The sequence below is a fragment of the Acinetobacter dispersus genome (genome assembly GCF_009884975.1).
Lineage (GTDB): Bacteria > Pseudomonadota > Gammaproteobacteria > Pseudomonadales > Moraxellaceae > Acinetobacter > Acinetobacter dispersus.
In genome coordinates this window covers 3,828,331-3,849,355 of record NZ_CP041970.1, presented here as the reverse complement: position 1 = coordinate 3,849,355, position 21,025 = coordinate 3,828,331, and the positions used below count along the sequence as shown (strand labels likewise).

Below are 21,025 nucleotides of genomic sequence, written 5' to 3'. Positions count from 1 at the left end.
TCTATCTGTAAAAAAGCCGTTTCATTGAAACGGCTTTTTTATTGCTAATTTAAACAGTCAAATCTTTAATGGTTTCTGATGGCCCATTATTTTTAACAGACTCAATGCCTTTATCACGAGACTGTTCATTTGAATACAGCTGACTGGTACCAATCACCTGATGGTTAGCGGCTTTCAAATTAAAATAAGGCTTATCATTCTTAGACGTTAATCGCTCATAGCGTGCATCATCTGGACTATTTTTTTGTACAGATGCAATTCCATTCTGCGCAGCTGCTTTGGTTTTATATAATTCACTATTTAAAATTGGCTCACCATTTCCTGCTTTTAATACAAAACGATATTGCCCATCACTCGCTTGACTTACTTCGAACCATCCTGCCATAAGGACCTCTATTTTTGGAGTTAGTATTGATTGTTATCTCATCCAATATAGATCAGCAATTGCCGTTTAAGAAGATTAAATTTTGTTCATTTTTGGTAATTTATGTAATGAATAAAAAAGGAGCATTTTCATGCTCCCCAATAAAAATAAATTAAACTTTTTTCACAAATTCAGATTTTAATTTCATGGCCCCCACACCATCAATTTTACAATCAATGTTATGACCATCGCTTGCATCAGGCACCAAACGAATACTTTTGACCTTCGTTCCAACCTTAACGACAGATGATGAACCTTTAATTTTTAAATCTTTAACAACCGTAACGCTATCACCATCAGCCAATACATTACCGTTGGCATCTTTAATAATGTCTTGTAATTCTGAAGCAGATGCTTCCCCTTCCTTCCATTCATGTGAACATTCAGGACAAATCAATAAGTCGCCATCTTGGTAAGTATATTCTGATTGGCATTGTGGGCAATTTGGAAAAGACATAAAAGAAACTCAAAACGACTATTATGATGGATAGACGCAGTTTTTCAAAATTTAGGCTTGAATCGCTTTGCCAAGTAAATAATTTTTAAGTACCAAAGCATGATTCAGCTCAGGATCTTTAGCTGCATAAATCAGCGTCAATTGCTGTTGCTTTGCCATTTCTCTAAGTTCATTCACATGTGGATTATCACTTAATTCCTGATAATACCCTTCTTGAAAGCTGAGCCAGTGCTCAGCCTTATGACAAAAGGCCTGCCGCAATTCTGTAGAAGGTGCAATTTCCTTCAGCCAAATATCCAAATGCGCACGCTCTTTAGAAATTCCTCTTGGCCACAAACGGTCAACCAGTACACGCTGCCCATCGGTTGGCTCTACAGGATCATAAATACGTTTGATCTCGATTTGCATGACTCTCCAGCACCTTATCCGTTCAACTTTCCATTGAAATATCTATGACCTGCCCTTTGGAATCAAAGCTCACACAAATCACATAGTTGGTAATTTCGTCTGGTAAGGTAAAATCCAGCATATCATAACTGTCTAAGTCCTCATCTTCCCACTGATGAGCAAGCACCAAAAACTCTAACACCTGTATAGGTGATGGCGTTGAAGTTGCAAAATGTTTTTTCCAATATGCTGGCTCCACTTCCTCCAGATGGTGTTGAATAAACAACTCCACACTATCTTCGGCTTGTTGATTTTCCATAGCTTCCCGCATGGCGATACGCGCAAGTTGTTCACGGCGTTCAACAATCGCTTGTTCTGACATAGCATCCCCCGATGTAATGATCATCAAAACTCTGTATTTAAGATTTAAACTGTTTTCCTTATTGATCTGGTATGTCTGCTTGCACCAATAAGCTCAATAAATAAAGTGATTCTTGCCAACCCAGATAACATGCCTCTACAGGAATCACATCTGGGATTCCCTCTTGTGTAATCTGCACTTCTGTACCGACAAGTACTTGCTTCAATTGAATTGTAACTTGAATGTCACCCGGTAAATTCGGATCGTCAAAGCGATCGGTATAACGCAGAAGTTCATTGGGTACCAGCTCAACATAGGTTCCACCAAAGGAATGCGAGCTCCCCGTTGAGAAATTGGTAAATGACATTTTATAAGATCCACCTTGTTGTGGATCTAAATGATGAACTTTCGCGGTAAATCCATGCGGTGGCAGCCATTTAACCAATGCATCAGGATCAAGAAATGCGTTATACACACGTGCAGGTGGCGCATTAAATACGCGATGTAATCGAACTGTACCTGTCATTATTATTCTCCAATATCACTATTATTCTGTTGGATCGATTCATCATAGCGATTTATTGTACAAAAGCTATGCCTTCAATCGCTCATTTGAGCACGAATATCGAGAATCTCAAGCTGCTTTTTTGTGAAAAATGGCGCAAAATAACAATCCATATTTTAGTGTCCAGAACGCAGATTTAGGATTGATCTATGAGTCAGCTTGCTTTTACTGCTTTTAGTTTAAATGGTGTCGATGCACAAAAATTTTTACAAGGTCAAGTGACGGTTCATGTAGAACGCTTGCCTGAAAATGAAAGTCGCTATACTGCTATTTGTGACTTAAAAGGACGTATTCATTTTGGTTTATGGATTAAAAGATTAAATCCAGAAAGTTTTGAACTTGTGACCACTCAGGATCAGGCTGAAGAGTTTTCTAAGCATATGAAAAAGTTTGGGGCTTTTTCTAAAATGAAGCTAGAAGAAGTTGGAACAGTTTATCCAACAGTTGTCGGCACACAAACCGAGTTTTCTGCAACAACGACAGATATCGATACTTGGCAAGTTCAAGCAATCCAGTCTGGGCAAGCTTGGATTACCCAAACAACAGAACATTTGTTCCAACCTCAAGAATTACGTTTACATCAACGTGATGGTGTGCATTTCGATAAAGGCTGTTACCTTGGCCAGGAAATCGTGGCACGTCTTTGGTTTAAAGCTAAACCAAAGCACTGGCTTCATTTAATCCAAGCCAAAGGTGATCTTCCTGCCTCTGCAACTCAACTCAATAAAGATGTTGAAGTGGTGAATAGCCTTGCATTTGAAGAAGGCTATTTAGCACTGGTGATTGCAAAACCCGCTGCTTTAGAAGAACTTGGCGTAACCGTTTTAGATTTACCAGAAACGCTTAATGGTGATGTAGCAAGACCAAGCTAAATACTTGTCAAAATCAGGCTTTGATTTTATATTAAAAGCTCATGTGTTATCGCGGCTGCTGAACCCGATCAACTCATGAGTTTTTTAATATGGATGATGTAGCACAACAACGTAATCGAGCGTGGCGACGTAAACAAAAATTTCTATTTCGTGGTCGAGGCTGTAGGCATAGTTCTCTCTATTGGAAGCCTCCTAAACAATGGAAATATCTGTATACACGACAAGATAAACTTGCACGTGCCAAGCAATTAAGAATTGAATACCCTCGAATTGCCAAAGCAAAATATTTACGTGAAGCTCATTTCAACTGTTGGATTTAACATACTGAACACTCTTTTTATTTGCAGTCGCAATCAATGGCGTAGTCCTACAGCCGAACGTATTTTCGCTCAAGGGTATGGCCTACATACCCGTTCAGCGGGAACTAGCCGCCACGCCAAACATACAATTTCATTCAAAGATATCGCTTGGGCCGAGCAAATTTTTGTGATGGAATCTCGACATAAACAACAAATCAAACAACAATTTTCCAAACAACTTATGCATAAGAAAGTCTTTGTGCTCGACATCCCTGACAACTATCAATATATGGATGCTGAACTAATCGAATTACTGCAATTGGCAATGCAGCCTTATTTGAAATAAAGTTTAACGATCGTTCTTGTCGAAAATTGAAATGGAGGTTATTGTTCACCTATTCTCAATACAACCGATTTCTCATGAAAATAATGATCAAAACATGGTTATCTGTACTCAGTCTGAGCCTTCTCAGCGTACAAAGCCTGCATGCCGACAGCAAAACCCTTGAGCAAAACTTCAAACAGAATTATCCAGATATTCCAGTCAAATCCGTTAGCCCCTCTCCTTTACCTGGTATTTATGAAGTCTATGCCGCGGGTAAAATTATCTATACCGATGAAACAGCCAAATACCTGTTTTTTGGCAACCTCCTCGATGTCAAAAATAAGAAAAATCTAACTGAAGAGCGTTTAGCTGAGTTTGGTAAGATTGATGTCAAACAACTACCACTCGATCAGGCAATTAAATATGTAAAAGGTAATGGAAAACGTATCCTCTATGTCTTTAGTGATCCTGATTGTCCTTATTGCCAAAAGCTCGAACAGCACATGACTTCAGTTGATAATGTCACCGTGTATCTGTTCTTGTTCCCGCTTAAAAAATTACATCCGCAAGCTGAAGCGGTTGCCAATAAAATTTGGTGCTCGAAAAATCAGTATGAAGCTTGGGAAGACTATATGCTGCACCGCAAAGCACCTAAAAATGCTGCACAGTGCGAGACGCCAATACAGAAAAATCTCGCCTTAGGTCAAAAATTACAAATCGATGGGACACCAACCTTATTCTTGCAAAATGGTATGCGACTTTCAGGTAGCCCGCAAAATGCTGAACAAATTGAACAGCTCTTACAAGAAGCCAGTCGCTAAAAATAAAGATAAAATATGAAGGCTTGTTGACCATTTTGCCACAAATGACTCGCAAGCCATTCTTTTAAAATTAATTTCAATTAACTGATTTTAATTAATTTAATAAAAATAAGATCAATATCACTTTTCTCCTTTGCTACGATTTATACAAAATCCATATTTACATTTTGCAGCAAGCTTTTATGATGGGAACAGCATATTGAGTTCTGCTATGCAAAGGATGAAAGCAGATCAACGTGAAAGGAAAAAAAAGATGAAAAAATTGCTCATTGCGAGTTTAATCACTATTGCAAGCCATGCAACATTCGCCGCAGACAATAAGACTCCAACCACTAAAGCAGATCCTCTGTTTACGAAAGCAACCCAACTTTACGAAGCCAAGGACTATCCTGCCGCTTTTCAAGAAATGCAACGTTTAGCCAATACAGGAAACTTGCAGGCGATCTATAACATTGGATATATGACTCAAGCTGGACAAGGCACTGCAAAAGATGAGAAAAAAGCTGTGCAATACTATCAAGATGCATCCAATAAAGGATATGGACCTGCAAGCTTTAGTTTGGCTCAAGCCTATCACAAAGGCACGTTAGGTCTTGCCAAAGATCCACAAAAATATAAACAGTATTTAGAAAAAGCATCTGTTCAAGGTTCAGATGAAGCAACCGTTGAATTTGCTGATTTATTATTCAGACAGGGAAAACCTGAATATGACCAATTGGCTGTGCAAAAGTTACTGCCACTACTTCGCAAGGATTATTATCCAGCGAAAAACCTAAAGGCCGTGTATGACCTTGGGATTGGCGTTAAAAATAAAAACCCATTTATGCAACAGCAAGCCATTGAAAGTTTAAAAGATTTGGCTAAAAAGGACTATGCGCCTTCTCTCGTGATTCTTGGTAATATGCTGGCCAATGGAACAATTATCGATCAAGACCTAGACCAAGCGAAAAATATTTTTTCTCGCTTAGCTGCTATCAATTATCCAAATGCACAAGAGTCATTAGCCAAAGTTGAAGAAGCAATTGCTGCAAAAAAAGCCGCACCAGCTCAAACAGCAAAGAAATAAATTATTAAAGCAGCGCCTAAATCTTTAGGTGCTGCTTATCTTTCATTTAGAATTGCTTGCTGACTTTAATGCCCGCACTCCAGTTGCGTCCATCTGCAGGCTCGAAGAAGCGACTATTGCTATCATTCACGATGACTGAACCTGCATAGTTTTTATCAAACAGGTTATCGACACGTGCAAAGCCATTAATACCCCAATCTGCGTATTTCCATGCATATCCAGTATATACCGAAGCAACGGTATAACTTGGTGCTGCATCACTATTGATATCATCAACATAGACCTTGTCTAGATACTGAGCATCAATACCTGCATAGAAGCCTTGCTCTGGTTTCCAAGCTAAACCCATAAAGGCTTGGTTTTTAGCCACACCTGGGATTGCATTGCCCTTTTCAACAGCCTTTACAGCTCCGATGGCTGGAATAGCAGCATCAAATTTAGCATCCAAATAACCATAACTGGCATTCATTTCCAAGTCTTTCCAGAGCTTTTTATTCCATGCGAATTCAGCACCTTGGCGTATTGTTTTATCAGCATTTCTAAACGTTGAACGACCATCAGAAGTACCTGCGGAAACAATATCATCCTGAGTCTTGCTCTGGAAAACAGCCAAAGTAAAATCACCAAACGGGTTTTGCGATTTCAACCCCACTTCATAGTTATCACTTGTAGATGGTTTGAGATCGAAGTTAAACCCAGACTTTTTAGGATCAGCTTGATAAGCCATTTCTGTGAAGGTCGGTGTTTCAAAACCTTTGGCATAGCTGGCATAGGCCAATAACTCAGGTGTAATTTGCCAACTTAAGGCAGCTGATGGCAGGACCTTATTGTAATCCGTTTTATCACTATCATTACCATTACTTAAATAGTGATCCTTGGATTTGTAATGCACATTACTATAGCGTACACCCGTATCTAAACGCCAAGTCGGTAAAAATTGCCATGATGCTTGCAAATAGGGATCAACGTTCCACAAAGTATTGTCTTCATCACGACGTAATATGCCTTTTACCCCGTAAGACGGCGAGCCATTAACAAGATTAAAGTTTTCATAACCTTTGCGGTCTTCATCCATGCTATCAACAGCAAGTCCTGCACTGAAAGTGGTATTCGGCAACAGTTCTTTGCCTGTCCAACGGAAATCAGCACCATAATAATTACGTTCAAAATCAATCACACCACCCGCATGGTTAGGATTTTTTTGCGCAGATTGAGGAATTGATTGATATTGAGTCACCTGACGATTGCCAAAATAAGCCATGGCATACAGCTCATGTTGATCATTAATGGGTTTAGACCAAGTAACACCCGTTTGCGTTTGTTCAATATCTTTGCGAACATTGTAGTTATTCTTCGCATCATTCACCTGACGCGGATTTTCCTGCCATTGGGCTCTATTTAATCCTTGAGGATCGTCGGCATGAATCTTGACATAGTTGGTGATCCAATTAATTTTACTGCCATCATCCAAGTTCCACGTCAGTTTCGCATTATTTAAGACTTTTTCTGCACTGCTATGGTCACGATAGCCATCAGTATCAAAATATGAGGAACTAATGATATAGCTCGGTTCATTTTGATTTTTCGCACCGCCCTGTAGTACCAGACCTGCACGATTCTTGTTGTGGCTGCCCCCCGCATAACTCATTTCAATCGAGTCTTTACCCTGCCCCTCTCGAGTCGTCGCCAAAATTGCTCCACCGGATGAGTTACCATAAAGTGATGAGAATGGGCCAGTTAACACCTCAAGATGACTGAGACTACTTAAGTCCATATTTGAAGTCTGCCCCTGACCATCTGGCATCGTTGCTGGAATACCATCGGTATATAAGCGGATTCCACGCACACCAAAGGTAGAACGTGCACCAAAACCACGCATCGAAAGCTGCAAATCTTGAGCGTAATTTTCACGATTGCGTAATTGCACACTTGGAATACCTTTCACCACTTCGGTTAAGTTCACCTGTGCAGATTGATCATTCTGAGGCATATCTACTCTAAAGATCGACGCAGGGGTTTCCATATAAGTGGTATCGGTACGTGTTGCTTCAACTTTAATCGTTGGAAGCTGTACTGCCGATTCTGCATTAGGCGCAGCAGCCCAAACAAGGGAGTTGCTTAACCCCATACACATTGCAACACAACCGTATAAAAGGTTAATTTTCGGTGAAGGCATGAAGATTCCTTATTTCTCAAAATTTCAAAGAAAGGCTTTTTAAAAGTAAGAGTCTGATTATTTTATATTTATCTTACACATTTAACTTTAGCTAAAACCATCTATCACGTTACTGATCTGCATTAGCAAATAAAATTAAATACCGTCATAATTGTAAGTGAAACATTTACCCTCATTGTATTGTTGTTGAAACAACTTGAGCTCATTATGCCCGAACTTCCTGAAGTTGAAACTACCAAAACCAGCCTACTCCCCTTGTTAGAGCAACGTGTGCAAGCGGTAAAAGTCTTGAATGCAAGCTTACGTTGGCCGATTCCCAATGATCTTGATAAATTAGTTGGGCAACGCTTAACCCAGCTTAAACGTCGTTCTAAATATATCTTGGCAGAATTTGAACAAGATCAAATGCTTTGGCATTTGGGAATGTCTGGTAGCTTTCGTCTTTGTCAACCCAGTGATGAATTGAGAAAACATGATCACCTCATCATTGACTTTGAAGATCAGCAACTTCGCTACCACGACCCACGACGCTTCGGCTGCATCCTATGGTTGGACCAAGCCAATCAAACCAAATTGATTGATACACTCGGTCCAGAACCACTGAGTGAAGACTTTAACGCAACTTATTTGCGCGAAAAACTCAGTAAAAAAAATGTCGGCATTAAAATTGCTTTGATGGATAATCATGTGGTGGTTGGTGTCGGCAATATTTATGCGACTGAAAGTTTATTCAATATCGGGGTTCATCCAGCACAGCCCGCTTCATCACTCAGCAAAGTACAAGTGGAAAAGTTGGTTATTGAAGTTAAACGCATCTTAAAACAAGCGATTGATTTAGGAGGTTCAACCTTACGTGACTATAGCAATGCAATGGGCGAAAATGGTTATTTCCAACAAACCCTTTTAGCATATGGTCGTGCGGGTGAGATGTGCGTGAATTGTGAAACCACCTTAGAAAACTTGAAGCTAGGACAACGTGCCAGCGTATTCTGCCCACAATGCCAACCACTGAAGTTAAAGAAAGCGTAAGCGAATTGAGATGTAATAAGGAGAACAAATCATGCAAACAGCGATTGTTCGACACATTCTAGTCAAAGATAAAGATTTAGCTGAGCAGCTAAAAAAGCGCATTCAGTCAGGTGCTGATTTTGCTAAAGTTGCCAAACAATATTCGACCTGTAACTCTGCAAAACGTGGCGGTGAACTTGGCGAAGTAAAAAAGGGACAGCTAGTTTCAGTAATTGATAAACTGGTCTTCACCGCTGCCGAACGTATTCTACACGGTCCGATTAAAAGCCAGTTTGGTTTCCATTTGGTCGAAGTTAAATTTCGTATGGATAGCCTGAGATAACTAGATTGAGCTTAAATTCTGATTTAAGCTCAATCTTACGATTTAACTTAATGATTTGAATCACATGCTTTCATCACATAAGTCCATGCTTGGATTGTCTCACCTGTAGCCAGTGTGACATCTACAATCGCTCTTTGATATTGCATCCCTTCAAAATCATCGAGCATCTGCCAGTTTTGTTCTAATTTTTCTGTGCTAAATAAATATCCTTCAACCAAAGGATCTGCCTCATTTAACACGATTGCAGGTAAACCTTGATCTGGTCCCCAATCAAGAATATGCACAGTTCCATGTACAAAGGCTTGCTGCCACTCCCCACCAATCTCTCCCAAAATATGTGCATTTTCTCTATTTGGGCAAAGTGTGCCATATACAAATAACCGATTCATGATTGTTTCCCCAAGCAATATGCACAGCATCTTAAAATGAAATCATGCAAGTTTCCATGTCAAAAATGATGAATTCTTTAACAACATCATGTTTTATAGACAATAAAAAACGGCATTAAAAATGCCGTTTTTCACTCAAGATTGCTTTAACCTTGTTTTTTTAATTCATCACGAATTTCACGCAACAATTGAACATCTTCTGGTGTTGCTTCAGGCTCAGGTGCAGCCTCTTCTTGTTTACGAATGCGGTTCATCACTTTCACCAACAAGAATACAACCCATGCCAATAACAAGAAGTTAATCAGGATCGTTAAGAAGCTACCATAAGCAAATACATTCAGCCCTGCATCCTGTGCCGCCTTCAAGGTCGTCACATTGTTCGGGTTATCGCCGAGGATAAGGAACCAGTTGGTGTAATCCACATCACCACCCAAGATCCAAGAGATCACAGGCATCACGATATCTTTCACTAGTGAATCAATGATTTTACCGAACGCACCACCAATGATGACACCAATCGCTAAATCCATCATATTGCCTTTGATGGCAAATTCTTTAAATTCTTTAATAATACTCATCTATAACTCTCCAGAGTTGAACTTGATCGCAGCCTGTTTTTGCATTGTTTATTACACAGGCGCAGTTATCCACATAATGTTGATAATTTAATATTTTTATCAAAAAAAGAAAGTTATTTCACACTTTAACAACACTTTTTATTTTAATAAAAATATGTGCTTAAGCATCTCTCGACCCTTAAGTTTATGCAATAAAAAACCGCTAAATAAATTTAGCGGTTTTGTCATTTTTCAGTGAAGAAAAATTATTTATCGCGATTACGCTTACGTTCGTTTTCAGTCAAGTAACGCTTACGAATACGAATCGATTTTGGTGTAACTTCAACTAATTCATCATCTTCAATGAATTCAAGCGCTTGTTCAAGCGTATATTCCATTGCAGGTGTTAAAGTCAAAGCTTCATCAGTACCTGATGCACGAACGTTAGTTAACTGCTTCGCTTTAGTTGGGTTAACAACCATGTCATCAGAACGAGAGTTAATACCGATGATCATACCTTCATATACTTCTAACTGTGGTTTAGCGAATAAACGACCACGGTCTTGAAGTGTAAAGAGTGCATAGCCCAAGCAAGTACCTTGAACCATAGAGATCAACACACCGTTTTGACGCTTCGCAACAGTACCTGCTTTTGCTGGCCCATAATGCGAGAAGCTTGATGTCATGATTCCTGTACCAGAAGTCATGGTTAAGAATTCAGAACGGAAACCAATCAAACCACGTGAAGGTACAGTTGCTTCAATACGGATACGGCCTTTACCGTCAACTTCCATATTGGTCATCTCACCTTTACGGAAGCCCATTTGTTCCATTACAGAACCTTGGTGTTGTTCTTCAACGTCAAAAGTTACATTTTCGTATGGCTCTTGTTTTTCGCCATCGATTTCTTTCATGATCACTTGTGGACGTGATACGCCCATTTCGAAGCCTTCACGACGCATGTTTTCAATAAGAACTGAAAGGTGAAGTTCACCACGACCAGAAACTTTGAAACGGTCTGGACTGTCAGTATCTTCAACACGTAATGCTACGTTGTGAATTAATTCGCGATCAAGACGTTCGCGAATGTTACGTGAAGTTACAAATTTCCCTTCTTTACCAGCAAAAGGAGAGTTGTTGACTTGGAATGTCATCGAAACTGTAGGCTCATCTACAGACAATGGAGGTAAAGCTTCAACATTTTTCGGATCACAAATCGTGTCAGAAATATTTAATGCATCAATACCTGTAATACACACGATATCGCCTGCAGATGCTGTTTCAACATCAACACGCTCTAAACCATGGTAACCCATGATTTTTAAGATACGACCGTTACGAGTCTTACCTTCTTTATCAATTACAGTCACTTGAGTGTTTAATTTTACTGAACCACGTTGGATACGACCAACACCGATTACACCTACGAAACTGTTATAGTCAAGTGATGAAATCTGCATTTGGAATGGACCATCAACATCAACTGCTGGTGGTTCAACGATATCTACGATCGTTTGGAACAACGGTGTCATGTCTTCCGCTAATTCTTCTGGTGAAGGACCAGCAACACCACGCAAGCCTGAAGCATAAACGATTGGGAAGTCTAACTGTTCGTCAGTACCACCAAGGTTATCAAACAAATCAAATACTTGATCGATAACCCAATCTGGACGCGCGCTTGGTTTATCTACTTTGTTGATAATAACGATTGGCTTCAAACCACGCGCGAACGCTTTTTGCGTTACGAAACGAGTTTGTGGCATTGGACCTTCTTGTGAGTCTACAAGAAGCAATACGCAGTCAACCATCGACATTACACGTTCAACTTCACCACCGAAGTCGGCGTGTCCCGGGGTATCCACAATGTTGATGCGATATTCAGTGTTTGTACGGGCATCTAACCATTTGATTGCAGTGTTTTTTGCAAGAATGGTAATACCACGTTCAGACTCAAGCGCGTTAGAATCCATAACACGTTCAATCTCGCCTGCGCGATCACCAAGAGCACCTGATTGTTGTAAAAGTTTGTCTACAAGAGTCGTCTTACCATGATCGACGTGCGCAATAATGGCAATGTTACGGAGAGTTTTAATATCTGACATGTAAAATTCGATACGCTTTAAATTTGAGGGCAAATTATACAGAAGAATCCTAAACTTTAGTAGTGACAGTTTATTGACAGAGCACTTTTTTTCTGACGAAGTGTTATAGAATCGTTGGTAAAGCGAGCTAACTCTATTAGAATATTCCACTAATGCCTCTCGCTTTTTATACTCCCATGTCGAATTCACAACCTCAGCAACAACTTGATCTGGTCTACGGACTCAATGATCGACCGAAACCTTTTGTTGCATTTTTAGCCGCACTACAACATCTTTTAGCGATTTTAGTCCCGATTGTCACCCCTGGTTTACTCATTTGTTTGGCATTGGGCGTGTCGCGCGAAGACACCAATATGATCTTATCGATGTCTTTAATCATTTCAGGAATTGCAACCTTTTTACAATGTAAGAAAGTTGGTCCCTTTGGTGCGGGACTTTTAATTGTTCAGGGCACAAGTTTTAATTTTATCGGTCCAATTATTGGTATTGGTAGTGCAATGGTTGCTGCGGGTACGCCTGTTGAACAAGTCATGGCAGCCATTTTTGGTGTTGTGATTGCGGGTTCATTTATTGAAATGGGCGTTTCTCGAATTTTACCATGGGTAAAAAAGCTGATTACGCCGTTAGTCACAGGTATCGTGGTGCTGTTGATTGGTCTTACTTTGATTAAAGAAGGTTTGATTAGTATGGGCGGTGGTTATACTGCAATGCAGGACAACACCTTTGCCAATGCAGACAACCTGATTATGTCATGTACCGTACTTGGCATTATTATTCTATTGAATCGTATCAAAATTATTTGGGTGAAAAGTTCAGCAATTTTAATCGCACTGGTGATTGGCTATATTCTTGCTGGGTTCATGGGCCATTTAAACTTTTCAGTGCTCAATGATGCACCTTTAATTCAAATTCCAACACCGATGCATTTTGGACTCAGCTTCTCATGGAGCTTATTCATTCCAATGGCATTTATCTATCTCGTCACTTCACTTGAAGCAATTGGTGATGTTACGGCAACCAGTAAAATTTCAAATCAGCCTGTGGATGGTCCTGTTTGGATGCAACGCATTAAAGGTGGTGTACTGGTCAATGGCGCCAACTCTTTCTTAGCAGGTATCTTTAACACCTTCCCGAGCTCAGTGTTTGCACAAAACAATGGTGTCATTCAACTTACTGGTGTCGCAAGTCGCTATGTCGGGATTTGGATTGCAGTACTCTTGGTGATTTTAGGCTTATTCCCTGCGGTTGCAGCTGTGATTCAAGCCGTACCTCAAGCGGTATTAGGTGGTGCTGTCATGGTGATGTTTGGGGCAGTTGCTGCTTCTGGAATTAATATTCTTTCAAGTATTCACCTTGACCGTCGTGCTTTGTTAATTATTGCGATTTCGCTTGCTTTGGGTTTAGGTGTTGCACAAGTCCCTCAAATCCTTGAGCACCTTCCTGAATTATTTAAGAATATTTTTAGTTCAGGTGTCGCAACAGGCGGTATTGCAGCCTTGATTTTGAATATTGTTTTACCTGAAACACATAAATAATCATCCAACCATCACAAGTGCCCAGTTTCACGACTGGGCTTTGTTTTTGATGAGAGATCAAAATGGATCCACGTAGTGAAGTTGTCATCCGACAGCAAGATTATTTAAGCGGGCAAGTTTTATTGATTAATGCCCCAAATGATCAACTCGCCAAAAATTTACCCGATAATGTCCAAGCCTCGGTATGGACTTGGAATTATGCTGATCATCAAGGTTTTATCAGCTCTGGAATTCGCTCTCATTTTTCCGTGGAATTCCCACAAGCACCGTTTGATCAGGTTATTATTTTTGTTCCCAAGTCAAAAGAACTCCTGAATTATATTCTGCACGTTGTGGTTAGCCATTTAAAACTTGATCAAAATATTTTTCTGGTTGGTGAAAAAAAAGGCGGCGTTGAGCGAGCAGCAAAACAATTATTGCAATATGGCAAAACACTGAAACTTGACAGTGCACGTCACTGCCAACTTTGGCAAATGAAGATCGAAAGAACAGAGCAGTTAAAACCACTTGAACACTGGTTAAAAACTTATACAGTTCAAATAGATCAAGAACAGTTAAATATCTGTGCCTTGCCTGGTGTATTTAGTCAAGATCATTTAGATGTCGGAACAGCCGTATTAGTCCCTTACCTTAGTCAAGTAAAATCAGGTAAGATTGCCGACTTTGGTTGTGGCGCTGGAATTATTAGTGCCTATTTGGCCAAACTAGATTCGAATCGGCAAATTTTTGCACTTGATGTTGATGCATTTGCATTACGGTCTACTGAGCTGACCTTTCAACGAAATGGTCTCAATTTAACTCAGTTAAATCTGCAAGCTGTCACTGGTTTTGTAGATGCACCGAATGATTTAGATGCGATCGTCAGCAATCCGCCTTTTCATCAGGGAATTCATACCAATTACGATGCAAGTGAGGAACTTTGCCAACGTGCGAAAAGACACCTGAAAAATTCAGGTGAATTATGGATTGTAGCAAATCGTTTTCTAAACTACCCTCCTCTGATTGAACAAAGCTTTGGTGAATGTCTGGTGAAAGCCGATCAACAAGGATTCAAGGTGTTATATGCCTGTGCAAACAGGGTCAGCTGATACTTTATCTATGGTTGCGGCAGAGAATATTTTTTAGGCGGTATAAGGCTTGGTTGATGAAATTTAGTGATTCTAAATGAGTCAGCCATAACGCTATAGCGGCAAAAAATATTCCTGCCCCGAAGGGTTATGGTTGAAATTCCCTCACTCTTCGTTATGAAACTTAGCAATAGTAGAGTCGCTATTACTTTCGTTTCATGCCTTGATTGATGAAATTTCAGCCTATAACGCAACCCAGATATAAAGTGTCAACAGACCCTTATACAGTTTAAGGAATTTTTATGAGCGATACATCTGCTCCTCAACACCTTCAGCGGAAGCTCGGGGCTCGACACCTGAACATGATTGCCATTGGTGGATCGATCGGCACAGGCTTATTCCTTGCTTCAGGTTCAACCATTGCCACAGCAGGCCCTGGTGGTGCGTTATTGGCCTATGCCCTCATCGGTATCATGATTTATTTCTTGATGACCAGCTTAGGTGAGTTAGCCACGCACAATCCAACGTCTGGTGCATTCTTTACCTATGGTAGCCGCTATGTCGAAGATGGCTTTGGTTTCGCCTTAGGTTGGAACTATTGGTATAACTGGGCGATTACAGTTGCCTTTGAACTGGTTGCAGTTCAGTTCATTATGAAGTTTTGGTTCCCTGATATTCCAGGCTTCTACTGGAGCGCCATTTTCCTTGCCATCATTTTTGGAATTAACGCCTTAACAGTAAAAGGTTTTGGTGAAAGTGAATTTTTATTCTCTTTGATCAAAGTGATTGCGATTATCGTGTTTATCATCATTGGTATCTGGATGATTTTTAAAATCATGATGACACCCAATGTATCGGTATTTCAGCACTGGACTTATAAAGAAGCACCTTTTGTCGGTGGTTTGCAAGCCTTAATCGGTGTGGCCATGATCGCTGGATTCTCCTTTCAGGGAACTGAAATGGTTGGAGTTGCCGCAGGTGAATCGAAAGATCCTAAAAAGACTATTCCATTGGCAATTAAACAAATCTTCTGGCGTATTTTACTGTTCTATATCCTTTGTATTTTCATCATCGGTACGTTAGTCAGCTATGATGATCCACTGCTATTAAAAGCAGCACAAAGTGAAGATATTGCCCTCTCACCATTCACTTTATTGTATGAAAAAGCAGGCTTTGCCTTTGCAGCAAGTTTGATGAATGCGGTTATTCTGAGTGCGATCTTATCGGCTGGTAACTCGGGCATGTATTCTTCTACCCGTATGCTATTTGATATGGCAAAACAAGGTCGTGCACCTAAGTGGTTCTCAAGACTGGATGGCCGTGGCGTACCAATGAATGCACTCTATGCGACCACTGCGGTTGCTGCACTGTGCTTCCTGACCACCTTTATTGGCGAGAAACAAGTCTTTAACTGGTTACTCAACATGTCTGGAATGTGTGGTTTCATTGTTTGGCTAGGTATTGCGATTTCACACTACCGTTTCCGTAAAGGTTATATTGCTCAGGGTTATAAAGTTGAAGATCTGGCTTACCGTGCCAAATTCTTCCCATTTGCACCTTGGTTTGCATTTATTCTTTGTTCAATCATCATCTTAGGTCAAAACTACCAAGCTTTACTTGGCGGAAAAATTGACTGGTTAGGTTTAATTTCAACCTATATTAGTATTCCATTATTCTTGGCGATTTGGCTGGGTTATAAGTGGAAACACAAGACCAAACTGATTGCATATAAAGACATGAATGTGAAAGAAGGCGAATAAAAAACCGCTTTTTTACTTGACCCAATTGAAAATATGAGTAAAATCTCGCTCATATTTTCAACGGCACCATATGATAGGAGGACGACAACATGCCATTACCACAAGGAACCACACAATAAGGTTTGGCACTGTCGACTCACGGACAAGTGTACAAATCAATTGATCACTTGTCCGAATGCTCTATTCAACCTAGCATTCGCTAGGTTTTTTTATGCCTATTCGGACGGAAACAATAATAAGAGAGAATCTTATGGGCATACAAAAAATACTTAATGCAGATGCACAATATGGCGTTCCAGTGAAAATCTTCACGAACGATATTGATAGCGAAAGCATTGAACAACTGAAAAAAATGGCACAACTGCAATTTGTTTATTCACATATTGCCGTGATGCCTGATGTGCATGTAGGTAAAGGCGCCACTGTAGGCAGTGTAATTCCGACCAAACACGCCATCATTCCTGCCGCTGTCGGTGTTGATATCGGCTGTGGAATGAATGCAATAAGGCTCAATCTAAAAGCTTCACAGCTTCCAGACAACCTTGCACCGCTACGTCATGCAATCGAACGCAAAGTCCCTGTAGGCTTTGAACTACATAAACAAGTGAAAGCAAAAGCTTCAAGTATCATCCCACTTGAAAAATGCTTACAACCCATCATTAAAAAACATCCCGGCTTAGTTCGAATGTTAAGAAAGTTTGATGCCACTTGGCAGAAACAACTGGGAACTTTAGGTGGTGGTAATCACTTTATCGAACTCTGCCTTGATGAAAATCAGGATGTCTGGGTGATGCTACATTCAGGCAGCCGTGGCTTAGGCAATGTGATTGGAACCTACTTCATCGAACTGGCAAAGAAAGAAGCTCAGCATCGATTTGGACATGTACCAGATAAAGATTTGAGTTATTTTGCGGAAGGTTCAAATAGCTTTAATGATTATGTGGAAGCTGTTGAGTGGGCACAAGAATATGCGTTTGAAAATCGACGTGAAATGATGCGTCTAATTTTAGAGGCAATTCGACCATTACTCCCCCCTTTTCAAATGACCAAAGAAGCGATTAATTGCCACCATAATTACGTCAGTCAAGAAACTCATTTTGGTGAGGATCTCTTAATCACACGTAAGGGGGCAATTCGAGCGGGCCAAGATGAATTAGGTATCATTCCTGGCTCAATGGGAGCACGCTCCTATATTGTAAAAGGTAAAGCCAATCCTGAGTCCTTCTGTTCATGCTCACATGGCGCAGGACGAAAAATGAGCCGCAGTAAAGCCAAGCTGCTGTTTAGTCAAGATGACTTGATTAAGCAGACTCAAGGCATCGAATGCCGAAAGGACAGTGCAGTGATTGATGAAATTCCAGCTGCTTATAAAGATATTGATCAAGTCATGGCCAACCAATCTGACTTGATTGAAATCGTACATACACTTAAACAAATTTTATGTATCAAAGGATAATCAAATGAAATTCAAAGAAATGCCAAAAATTAAAGCGCGTAATCCCGTAGCGCTTTCTCCTCTTTTACACAAAGGTGGAGTGCATGAAACCGAAAAGCCTCGAGCACAACATCGTCGTGAAAGACAAAACACCAAACAGCAGCTTAAAAAGGAAGTCTGGTAGCTTATAAGCAATACCGCTTAAGCAAACACCTCATCATTCAGGAGTAATCAAAATGTCTAACCATCTGAATTATGCAAATAAAAAAAGCGACTCTAACGAGTCGCTTTTTTTATTTAGTTCAAAAACTCAAATTATTGAGCTTGTTGACCTGGTTGTACAAGAACAGTACGGCTACCAGTGATCGCAGCGAATACGCGACGGTTCATAGCACGACCTTCTTTAGTTTTGTTGTCAGCAATCGGTTGATCCCAAGCGAAACCTTGAGTAGACAAACGAGATGCATCAACGTTGTATTCATTTACCAGTGAAGATTTAACAGAGTTAGCACGCGCTAAAGATAAACGTTCGTTTAACTTACGTGGACCAGTGTTATCTGTGTGACCTTCAATACGAGCAGTCGCATTCGGGTATTCAGCTAACTTCTCTGCAACTTTAGCAATTTCAGTTTTGTATTGTGGCTTGATGTCAGACTTGTTCGTATCGAAGAATACGCGAAGTTCCATGTTAAGGTCTTCAGTCAACTCTTGTGGCTGTGGAGCAACTGGAGTTGGTTCAACTGGAGCAACCTCTACGACTGGCGCAGCAGGTTTCAAGTGACCACCAAGAACTACGTTTAAGCCAGCAAGTGCTGTATAGTTCCAGAACTTCTCATCAAAATGGTAAGTACCACGAGCTTCAGTACGAAGAGATAAAGCATCGTTTAAGCGCCAGAATACACCACCACCAGCATTCGCTAATGTACCTTCTTGCTTACCACCATAAATATCATCACCTTCGTATTTGTAGTGACCAGCACCAGCTAATACGTATGGCTTGATTTTGCTATCGTAGTTTTTAGTAATCAAATCAGATGTTACATAAGCATTAGCAGCAATATTACGACCTTTATAGTCGTTATTTGTACTTGTATCACCTTTAATTTGACTGTATTCAACTTCAGCACCTAACCAAGGTGTAATTTCAACACCAAGCGCAGCACCAACGAATAAATCATCTTCAAGTTCTGCACCAGGAGTTAACTGACCTTTATCGCCACGGTTGTTATGTTCAGTATCGAACATTGTATAACCAAGCATTAACGGAGTTACTGTTACGCCTGCGTTCGCAGCAGCTAAAGGAGCAGCAACAAGCATAGCAAGTGCAATACGACTCAATTTCATGGATATCCTCCAAAAACAAAAAATTGTTTGTTCTCTAAAATTCTAATAGCTTTTGAATACTGAGAAATAGTCTTATTGTATCTTTTTCAGTCATTCACCTTATGTGAAATCATACAAATACCCGATCAATTTTCCAAGTATTTGGCAACATTTAATCAGCAGCTACTGAAAATGACTTATTTCCCGCCCAAAAAACTAGAAACTCTAATTTTACAGCATCTAACAGGCCGTGAGAGCTTATCACTTTTTAATCAAAATTTTAACAAGCTATCAAAATCTTTTCAATAAAACTAAAGAATTCTCACAAGCGATCTAAAGTTAAGGCAAGATTATGCCAGTTTTTAGCTGTTATGTTTTAGTTTTACATCAATGCTACAAAAACCTATGTCGATAAAAAAGCGACTCTGACGAGTCGCTTTTTTATTCAGTTCAAAAACTCAAATTATTGAGCTTGTTGACCTGGTTGTACAAGAACAGTACGGCTACCAGAAATCGCAGCGAATACGCGACGGTTCATAGCACGACCTTCTTTAGTTTTGTTGTCAGCAATCGGTTGATCCCAAGCGAAACCTTGAGTTGTCAAACGAGTTGCATTCACGTTGTATTCATTTACAAGTGCAGATTTAACAGAGTTAGCACGCGCTAAAGATAAACGTTCGTTTAACTTACGTGGACCAGTGTTATCTGTGTGACCTTCAATACGAGCAGTCGCATTCGGGTATTCAGCTAACTTCTCTGCAACTTTAGCAATTTCAGATTTGTACTGTGGTTTGATGTCAGACTTGTTCGTATCGAAGAATACGCGAAGTTCCATGTTAAGGTCTTCAGTCAACTCTTGTGGCTGTGGAGCAACTGGAGTTGGTTCAACTGGAGCAACTTCTACTACTGCTGCAGCTGGTTTCAAGTGACCACCAAGAACTACGTTTAAGCCAGCAAGTGCTGTATAGTTCCAGAAGTCTTCATCGATGTTATATGTACCACGAGCTTCAGTACGAAGAGATAAAGCATCGTTTAAGCGCCAGAAAGCACCAAAACCAGCATTACCTAAAGTACCTTCTTCTTTATTACCACGAGTACCACGGTTTACATCATCAAACGTATATTTGTAGTGACCAGCACCTAACAATACATATGGCTTGATTTTGCTGTCATAGTTTTTAGTGATCAAATCAGAAGTAACATAGAAGTTACCGTTGATTTGTTGTTGCTTGTATTCAGCATTTGCAGCTGCTGCATCAACATCACCTTTAACTTGGTTATATTCAGCTTCGAAACCTAACCATGGAGTTAATTCGATACCTAATGCAGCACCAACAAATAAATCATCCTGAAGCTCAGGACCATTTGTTAAATGCTTATCGCCATTATTATGTTTAGTGTCTTGGAATGTGTAACCAAGCATTAACGGAGTTACTGTTACGCCCGCATTCGCAGCAGCTAAAGGAGCAGCAACAAGCATAGCAAGTGCAATACGACTCAATTTCATGGATATCCTCCAGAGATAACAATTGTTTGTTGTGTAAGCTAAGCCTATGATTTTTCACCCCTAGAACAAGAATGTTCTACAGCATTATTTTAAGCCATTCACTTCACTTTGAATCATACAAACACTTGACGAATTTTCCAAGTGCTTGATAACTTTAACCTCGTAAATTATTGACAAAATTTCTTACAATTTCCGTTGTAGTTCAGTAAATTTTCAATTCCCATTAGATATCTTAATAGATTAATG

At 40.0% G+C, this 21,025-nt stretch carries 23 protein-coding genes; 12 read left to right on the top strand and 11 right to left on the bottom strand.

Annotation, left to right across the window (positions count from 1 at the left end):
- Window positions 1-49 precede the first annotated feature (49 nt).
- The 5 genes from FPL17_RS17900 to FPL17_RS17880 form a co-directional block, all read right to left on the bottom strand.
- On the bottom strand, window positions 50-385 hold the full coding sequence (locus FPL17_RS17900; RefSeq protein WP_005192866.1) for a YegP family protein: 336 nt from the start codon (window positions 383-385) through the stop codon (window positions 50-52).
- A 151-nt stretch (window positions 386-536) separates the two neighbouring features.
- Complete coding sequence (locus tag FPL17_RS17895; RefSeq protein WP_005208695.1) at window positions 537-881, bottom strand: zinc ribbon domain-containing protein YjdM; 345 nt, start codon at window positions 879-881, stop codon at window positions 537-539.
- Between the two features lie 51 nt (window positions 882-932).
- Entirely contained in the window at window positions 933-1,289 is a 357-nt protein-coding gene (locus tag FPL17_RS17890) for a DUF488 domain-containing protein (protein WP_159886591.1), read from the bottom strand.
- A 22-nt stretch (window positions 1,290-1,311) separates the two neighbouring features.
- Entirely contained in the window at window positions 1,312-1,674 is a 363-nt protein-coding gene (locus FPL17_RS17885) for a DUF2004 domain-containing protein (protein WP_159886589.1), read from the bottom strand.
- A gap of 34 nt (window positions 1,675-1,708) precedes the next feature.
- Complete coding sequence (locus FPL17_RS17880) at window positions 1,709-2,161, bottom strand: SRPBCC family protein (RefSeq protein ID WP_171067170.1); 453 nt, start codon at window positions 2,159-2,161, stop codon at window positions 1,709-1,711.
- Window positions 2,162-2,343: 182 nt separating this feature from the next.
- On the opposite strand from FPL17_RS17880, the gene ygfZ reads away from it, so the two are divergent.
- From ygfZ to FPL17_RS17855, 5 genes are all read left to right on the top strand, one after another.
- Complete coding sequence (gene ygfZ / locus FPL17_RS17875) at window positions 2,344-3,066, top strand: CAF17-like 4Fe-4S cluster assembly/insertion protein YgfZ (RefSeq protein ID WP_159886587.1); 723 nt, start codon at window positions 2,344-2,346, stop codon at window positions 3,064-3,066.
- 89 nt (window positions 3,067-3,155) lie between these two features.
- Complete coding sequence (locus FPL17_RS17870) at window positions 3,156-3,386, top strand: hypothetical protein (RefSeq protein ID WP_159886585.1); 231 nt, start codon at window positions 3,156-3,158, stop codon at window positions 3,384-3,386.
- Between the two features lie 4 nt (window positions 3,387-3,390).
- The gene (locus FPL17_RS17865; protein WP_159886926.1) at window positions 3,391-3,711 is read left to right on the top strand and encodes a low molecular weight protein tyrosine phosphatase family protein; all 321 of its coding nucleotides are present in this window, start codon (window positions 3,391-3,393) and stop codon (window positions 3,709-3,711) included.
- 83 nt (window positions 3,712-3,794) lie between these two features.
- Window positions 3,795-4,511 (top strand): DsbC family protein, encoded by a 717-nt coding sequence (locus FPL17_RS17860; RefSeq protein WP_159886924.1) that lies wholly within the window; start codon window positions 3,795-3,797, stop codon window positions 4,509-4,511.
- Window positions 4,512-4,764: 253 nt separating this feature from the next.
- On the top strand, window positions 4,765-5,577 hold the full coding sequence (locus FPL17_RS17855) for a tetratricopeptide repeat protein (RefSeq protein ID WP_159886583.1): 813 nt from the start codon (window positions 4,765-4,767) through the stop codon (window positions 5,575-5,577).
- Between the two features lie 46 nt (window positions 5,578-5,623).
- Here the strand turns inward: FPL17_RS17855 and FPL17_RS17850 are convergent, their stop codons facing one another.
- Complete coding sequence (locus tag FPL17_RS17850) at window positions 5,624-7,753, bottom strand: TonB-dependent receptor (protein WP_159886581.1); 2,130 nt, start codon at window positions 7,751-7,753, stop codon at window positions 5,624-5,626.
- A 207-nt stretch (window positions 7,754-7,960) separates the two neighbouring features.
- On the opposite strand from FPL17_RS17850, the gene mutM reads away from it, so the two are divergent.
- Window positions 7,961-8,782 (top strand): bifunctional DNA-formamidopyrimidine glycosylase/DNA-(apurinic or apyrimidinic site) lyase, encoded by an 822-nt coding sequence (gene mutM, locus FPL17_RS17845; RefSeq protein WP_159886579.1) that lies wholly within the window; start codon window positions 7,961-7,963, stop codon window positions 8,780-8,782.
- A 31-nt stretch (window positions 8,783-8,813) separates the two neighbouring features.
- Window positions 8,814-9,104: a peptidylprolyl isomerase gene (locus FPL17_RS17840; RefSeq protein WP_005150039.1), complete on the top strand. Its 291-nt coding sequence runs from the start codon at window positions 8,814-8,816 to the stop codon at window positions 9,102-9,104.
- 47 nt (window positions 9,105-9,151) lie between these two features.
- Here FPL17_RS17840 and FPL17_RS17835 read toward each other — a convergent pair whose 3' ends face one another.
- The 3 genes from FPL17_RS17835 to typA all read right to left on the bottom strand — a co-directional run bounded on the left by FPL17_RS17835 (window position 9,152) and on the right by typA (window position 12,152).
- Window positions 9,152-9,493: a gamma-glutamylcyclotransferase family protein gene (locus FPL17_RS17835; RefSeq protein WP_005192894.1), complete on the bottom strand. Its 342-nt coding sequence runs from the start codon at window positions 9,491-9,493 to the stop codon at window positions 9,152-9,154.
- Window positions 9,494-9,639: 146 nt separating this feature from the next.
- Window positions 9,640-10,071 (bottom strand): large conductance mechanosensitive channel protein MscL, encoded by a 432-nt coding sequence (mscL, locus tag FPL17_RS17830; protein WP_004652374.1) that lies wholly within the window; start codon window positions 10,069-10,071, stop codon window positions 9,640-9,642.
- A 245-nt stretch (window positions 10,072-10,316) separates the two neighbouring features.
- Window positions 10,317-12,152, bottom strand: a complete 1,836-nt coding sequence (gene typA / locus FPL17_RS17825; protein WP_005192901.1) for a translational GTPase TypA — start codon at window positions 12,150-12,152, stop codon at window positions 10,317-10,319.
- A gap of 176 nt (window positions 12,153-12,328) precedes the next feature.
- On the opposite strand from typA, the gene FPL17_RS17820 reads away from it, so the two are divergent.
- The 5 genes from FPL17_RS17820 to FPL17_RS18830 all read left to right on the top strand — a co-directional run bounded on the left by FPL17_RS17820 (window position 12,329) and on the right by FPL17_RS18830 (window position 18,133).
- Entirely contained in the window at window positions 12,329-13,687 is a 1,359-nt protein-coding gene (locus FPL17_RS17820) for a uracil-xanthine permease family protein (protein WP_032864597.1), read from the top strand.
- Between the two features lie 62 nt (window positions 13,688-13,749).
- Window positions 13,750-14,775, top strand: coding sequence for a class I SAM-dependent methyltransferase (locus FPL17_RS17815; RefSeq protein ID WP_159886577.1), 1,026 nt, complete (start codon window positions 13,750-13,752; stop codon window positions 14,773-14,775).
- 281 nt (window positions 14,776-15,056) lie between these two features.
- Window positions 15,057-16,514, top strand: a complete 1,458-nt coding sequence (locus FPL17_RS17810) for an amino acid permease (protein WP_005206090.1) — start codon at window positions 15,057-15,059, stop codon at window positions 16,512-16,514.
- A 250-nt stretch (window positions 16,515-16,764) separates the two neighbouring features.
- Complete coding sequence (locus FPL17_RS17805; protein ID WP_159886575.1) at window positions 16,765-17,970, top strand: RtcB family protein; 1,206 nt, start codon at window positions 16,765-16,767, stop codon at window positions 17,968-17,970.
- 4 nt (window positions 17,971-17,974) lie between these two features.
- The gene (locus tag FPL17_RS18830) at window positions 17,975-18,133 is read left to right on the top strand and encodes a hypothetical protein (RefSeq protein WP_005192918.1); all 159 of its coding nucleotides are present in this window, start codon (window positions 17,975-17,977) and stop codon (window positions 18,131-18,133) included.
- A gap of 131 nt (window positions 18,134-18,264) precedes the next feature.
- On the opposite strand, the gene omp38 (FPL17_RS17800) is transcribed toward FPL17_RS18830, so the two are convergent.
- Together omp38 (FPL17_RS17800) and omp38 (FPL17_RS17795) are read right to left on the bottom strand one after the other, a co-directional pair.
- Window positions 18,265-19,293, bottom strand: coding sequence for an outer membrane protein Omp38 (omp38, locus tag FPL17_RS17800; RefSeq protein ID WP_151715104.1), 1,029 nt, complete (start codon window positions 19,291-19,293; stop codon window positions 18,265-18,267).
- A gap of 442 nt (window positions 19,294-19,735) precedes the next feature.
- A complete protein-coding gene (omp38, locus tag FPL17_RS17795) occupies window positions 19,736-20,779 on the bottom strand; it encodes an outer membrane protein Omp38 (RefSeq protein WP_005150024.1) in 1,044 nt (347 codons plus the stop codon).
- Window positions 20,780-21,025 lie beyond the last annotated feature (246 nt).

What these genes read in the sequence shown, in the direction of transcription:
- FPL17_RS17885 (WP_159886589.1), bottom strand. Translation starts at nt 1,674, where the DNA reads ATGATCATTACATCGGGGGATGCTATGTCAGAACAAGCGATTGTTGAA.
- FPL17_RS17850 (WP_159886581.1), bottom strand. Translation starts at nt 7,753, where the DNA reads ATGCCTTCACCGAAAATTAACCTTTTATACGGTTGTGTTGCAATGTGT.
- FPL17_RS17895 (WP_005208695.1), bottom strand. Translation starts at nt 881, where the DNA reads ATGTCTTTTCCAAATTGCCCACAATGCCAATCAGAATATACTTACCAA.
- ygfZ (WP_159886587.1), top strand. Translation starts at nt 2,344, where the DNA reads ATGAGTCAGCTTGCTTTTACTGCTTTTAGTTTAAATGGTGTCGATGCA.
- FPL17_RS17900 (WP_005192866.1), bottom strand. Translation starts at nt 385, where the DNA reads ATGGCAGGATGGTTCGAAGTAAGTCAAGCGAGTGATGGGCAATATCGT.
- FPL17_RS17855 (WP_159886583.1), top strand. Translation starts at nt 4,765, where the DNA reads ATGAAAAAATTGCTCATTGCGAGTTTAATCACTATTGCAAGCCATGCA.
- FPL17_RS17890 (WP_159886591.1), bottom strand. Translation starts at nt 1,289, where the DNA reads ATGCAAATCGAGATCAAACGTATTTATGATCCTGTAGAGCCAACCGAT.
- omp38 (WP_005150024.1), bottom strand. Translation starts at nt 20,779, where the DNA reads ATGAAATTGAGTCGTATTGCACTTGCTATGCTTGTTGCTGCTCCTTTA.
- FPL17_RS17805 (WP_159886575.1), top strand. Translation starts at nt 16,765, where the DNA reads ATGGGCATACAAAAAATACTTAATGCAGATGCACAATATGGCGTTCCA.
- typA (WP_005192901.1), bottom strand. Translation starts at nt 12,152, where the DNA reads ATGTCAGATATTAAAACTCTCCGTAACATTGCCATTATTGCGCACGTC.
- FPL17_RS17815 (WP_159886577.1), top strand. Translation starts at nt 13,750, where the DNA reads ATGGATCCACGTAGTGAAGTTGTCATCCGACAGCAAGATTATTTAAGC.
- FPL17_RS17840 (WP_005150039.1), top strand. Translation starts at nt 8,814, where the DNA reads ATGCAAACAGCGATTGTTCGACACATTCTAGTCAAAGATAAAGATTTA.
- FPL17_RS18830 (WP_005192918.1), top strand. Translation starts at nt 17,975, where the DNA reads ATGAAATTCAAAGAAATGCCAAAAATTAAAGCGCGTAATCCCGTAGCG.
- mutM (WP_159886579.1), top strand. Translation starts at nt 7,961, where the DNA reads ATGCCCGAACTTCCTGAAGTTGAAACTACCAAAACCAGCCTACTCCCC.
- FPL17_RS17870 (WP_159886585.1), top strand. Translation starts at nt 3,156, where the DNA reads ATGGATGATGTAGCACAACAACGTAATCGAGCGTGGCGACGTAAACAA.
- FPL17_RS17810 (WP_005206090.1), top strand. Translation starts at nt 15,057, where the DNA reads ATGAGCGATACATCTGCTCCTCAACACCTTCAGCGGAAGCTCGGGGCT.
- FPL17_RS17860 (WP_159886924.1), top strand. Translation starts at nt 3,795, where the DNA reads ATGATCAAAACATGGTTATCTGTACTCAGTCTGAGCCTTCTCAGCGTA.
- FPL17_RS17820 (WP_032864597.1), top strand. Translation starts at nt 12,329, where the DNA reads ATGTCGAATTCACAACCTCAGCAACAACTTGATCTGGTCTACGGACTC.
- mscL (WP_004652374.1), bottom strand. Translation starts at nt 10,071, where the DNA reads ATGAGTATTATTAAAGAATTTAAAGAATTTGCCATCAAAGGCAATATG.
- omp38 (WP_151715104.1), bottom strand. Translation starts at nt 19,293, where the DNA reads ATGAAATTGAGTCGTATTGCACTTGCTATGCTTGTTGCTGCTCCTTTA.
- FPL17_RS17835 (WP_005192894.1), bottom strand. Translation starts at nt 9,493, where the DNA reads ATGAATCGGTTATTTGTATATGGCACACTTTGCCCAAATAGAGAAAAT.